The sequence below is a fragment of the Streptomyces sp. H27-H1 genome (assembly GCF_026627445.1).
GTDB lineage: Bacteria > Actinomycetota > Actinomycetes > Streptomycetales > Streptomycetaceae > Streptomyces.
In genome coordinates this window covers 1-3,371 of record NZ_JAPNLJ010000119.1, presented here as the reverse complement: position 1 = coordinate 3,371, position 3,371 = coordinate 1, and the positions used below count along the sequence as shown (strand labels likewise).

1 protein-coding gene and 2 pseudogenes are annotated in these 3,371 nt (G+C 67.8%); all 3 read left to right on the top strand.

The annotated features are described in order from the left end of the window. Positions 1-210 precede the first annotated feature (210 nt). Positions 211-1,161: pseudogene (locus OTB20_RS41900) on the top strand (ISAzo13 family transposase); the annotation flags it as partial. A gap of 69 nt (positions 1,162-1,230) precedes the next feature. Further along, a complete protein-coding gene (locus OTB20_RS41895; RefSeq protein ID WP_267825144.1) occupies positions 1,231-2,589 on the top strand; it encodes an IS4 family transposase in 1,359 nt (452 codons plus the stop codon). Between the two features lie 18 nt (positions 2,590-2,607). Continuing rightward, positions 2,608-3,234 (top strand): annotated as a pseudogene (locus OTB20_RS43090) (ISAzo13-like element transposase-related protein); the annotation flags it as partial. Between the last annotated feature and the right edge of the window lie 137 nt (positions 3,235-3,371).

Here is a 3,371-nt window from a genome sequence, read left to right as displayed (position 1 = left end):
CCCGCTACAACACCCGAAGGCGGCACTCCCGCCTCGGCCAGATCAGCCCGATCACCTACGAGCTGCGATCAACTACGCTGGCCACCGCCGCATAACAGCCGGTGTCCACGATCGAGGGTCAACGCCCGGAGACGCGCTGGTGAGGAGCCGTAACGGAACAACTGGCGGTTCTGGCCATTCCGCTCCGTCACTGGTGGTATACGGACTGGCATGGCGATATCGGACCAGGCCCTGGCCCTACTGGATGTGAAGTTCGCGGCACTGCTGCCGCATCTTGACGAGCGACAGCGCCGTTTATATCTGGCGACCGAGGCCGAGGCGTTGGGGCACGGCGGCATCAAGGCGGTCGCCCGGCTGGCTGAGGTGTCGGAGTCGACCGTCGCACGAGGCCGTTCCGAACTGGCCGACGGCACGGAACCCCTCGGGCGGGTGCGCCGAGTCGGGGGCGGCCGCAAGCCCGCTGCTGTGCGTGATCCCGGCCTGGTCACGGCCCTGGAGGCGTTGATCGAGCCGCAGGAGATCGGCGATCCGGTCTCCCCGTTGCGCTGGACCACCGCCTCGCTGCGGGACCTGGCCGATGAGCTGGCAGCAGCCGGGCACCCGGCAAGTGCCCCGCTGGTCGGCAGGCTGCTCCACCAAATGGGCTTCAGCCTGCAGGGCATGGCCAAGACCAGAGCTGGCGCCCACGTCCCTGACCGAGACGCGCAGTTCCGACACATCAACGCCACCGTCGAACGCTTCCTGGCCCAGGGCCTGCCGGTGCTGAGCATCGATGCCAAAAAGAAGGAGCCGATCGGCGACTTCGCCCGGGCCGGCCGCAGCTGGCGACCCCAGGGCGAACCCGTCACCGCCCCAGACCACGACTTCACCTACGCGGACACGCCGATCGCGATCCCGTACGGCATCTACGACCTCGCCAACGACTCCGGCTGGGTCAACGTGGGCACCGACCGCAACACCGCCGCATTCGCAGCGGCCTCACTGCGGCGATGGTGGATGGAACAGGGCCGCCGGGACTACCCCAATGCTGGCAGCCTCCTGATCACCGCAGATGCCGGCGGGGCAAACGCAGCCGACTCTGTGCTGTTCAAAATGGACCTGGCAGCCTTCTGCGACGAGTCGGGGCTGAGTATCCGTGTCGCGCACTTCCCACCCGGTACTCAATGCCGTTGCTTGACCTCATCAAGCAGTTCGCAGTGACGTTGGAGTGGTGCGGTCGTTGGGCTCGGCATGCATCCTTGGGTGGGGTTGTCCGATCATGTGCGTCTGGGTGTGGTGACTCGGTGGGTGACCCCGGAACTGGTCGATGAGGTGCTGGAAAAGTGCGGGGTCCGAGACAAGAAGCCCGGCGCGCTCCCGGCCGGGTTCATGGTCTACTTCACGCTCGCCCTGGCGTTGTTCCAGCAGGATTCTTATGACGATGTTGCGGAGCAACTAGTCGGCGGCATCGAGGAGTTGAGCGGGAGCGTTCCGAGCAAGTCCTCGTTCACGCGGGCCCGCAGGCGTCTGGGGCCGCTGGTCCTGGAGACCGTGTTCCGTGAGCTGGCCGGCCCGCTGGCCCCGGCTGGCCTGGAGGGCTCCTTCTACCGCGGGATGCGGCTGGCCGCGGTGGACGGGTTCGTGCTGGACGCACCGGACACACCGGCGAACCGGGCCGCGCTCGGTGGGCCGGTCAAGAACAGTCAGGCGGCGGGGTTTCCCCAGGTTCGGGTGGTGACGTTGACCGAGTGCGGCACGCATGCCCAAATCGACGCGGCTGTAGGTGGATTCAACGGCGGTGAGCGGGAGTTGGCGATCGCTCTGGCGACCTCGGCGAGCGCAATGCTCGTCATCATGGACCGGGGCTTCCCCGGCGTCGAGTTGTGGAAGGCATATCTCGGAGCCGGGGCCCATCTGCTGATCCGGGCTCGCTCGCCGGTGGCGCACCGGCCGGTCGAGCATCTGGCCGACGGGACCTATCTGGGGAGGATGAGCCTGGCCGGCCAACGGGCCTCGCACCCTGGCGGGGTGCTGGTCCGGGTGATCGAGTACCGCGTCGACGGCGGCGAGGTGGTCAGGCTGCTGACTGATCTTCTGGACCCGGCGGCCTATCCGGCAGCGGAGCTTGCCCGGCTCTACCACTCCAGATGGGAGGCGGAGTCGGCATTCCGGCAGATCAAGACCTTCCAGCGCGGGCCGGCCGAGGTTCTGCGCTCGGGAGGCCCAGACCTGGTGCGGCAGGAAGTCTGGGCGCATCTGGCCGTGCACCACTGCCTCACGCGGGTGGTCATGTGCCTTGCTGACGACAACGGTATCGATCCGGGCCGGGTCTCGTTCGTCAAGGTCCTCAAGCACACGCGGCGCAGCGTGGTCCGCCAGTGCGCGGACACACCCCGAAAGATCGAGAAGTTCCTGGCCGCGCTGGCGGCGAAGGTGCGCCGGAAGCTCGACAACGGCGTACGACGCCTGCGCGAGGCGGACCGGCACCTCAAGCGGCCGGACTCGAAGTACTCCTCGAAGCTCTCGTACCGGATCAACACCCGGGACCGGCGCCCGACACGGCGGGTCGCACCCAAGGTCATCACGCTGCACGCAGCGATAGTTCAGTGAGTCAAGCAACGGCATTGACCCGGTACTTCGAAGTGGAACAAAGTGGAGCGCCGGCTGTTCTCCCGCATCACCCACAGCCTGCGCGGACAGCCGCTGACCAGCTACGAAGTCCTGCTCCAGACGATCTCGGCCACCCGCACCAAGACCGGGCTGACCGTTCAAGCCGTCCTCGACGAGAACGACTACCCCACGGGGCGCAAGCTCACCAAAGCCGAACGCCGGGCCGTCGCCCAGCGTGTCGCACGCGACGAGTTCCACGGCGAGTGGAACTACGTCATCTCCCCGCACGACCCCGGGGCACCGAGCGCACCGACCCGTCCGCCGGCACCAGACATCCCGCCCGAGGCCACCCATCTGCTCACCCATGCCGCTCTGACCGGCATGAGCCGCGAGCGCTTCGACCAACTCGTCCACCGGCTCGAGCCCTGCCGAGACCTCCTGGCCGAAGCAAACCGCCAGGCCGAGGGCCGCGACCGGCGGGGCCGCAACCCGGGCTTCGGCGTCCTGGACCATCGTCATCGGGTGCTGGCCGCTCTCCTCAGCTCCCGCAACACCGTCACGATCACCATGATCGCCCGACTCCTCGGGCGCCCCCAGACCACCGTGGCCTACCACGCCCACGCCAGCAGGCCACTCCTAGCCTTCGGAGGAACTGAGAGGTCGTTAAGTCCCTTTCCGGTAGAGGCCCCGTCCGGGCTGAGTGAGGAAGCCTTGGCGGGTGAGGCGTCCGAGGCGGCTGCGGGTGACGTTCAGGGAGGGGTCGTCGGTGGGCATGCCGAGGA

What these genes read in the sequence shown, in the direction of transcription:
- OTB20_RS41895 (WP_267825144.1), top strand. Translation starts at nt 1,231, where the DNA reads ATGCATCCTTGGGTGGGGTTGTCCGATCATGTGCGTCTGGGTGTGGTG.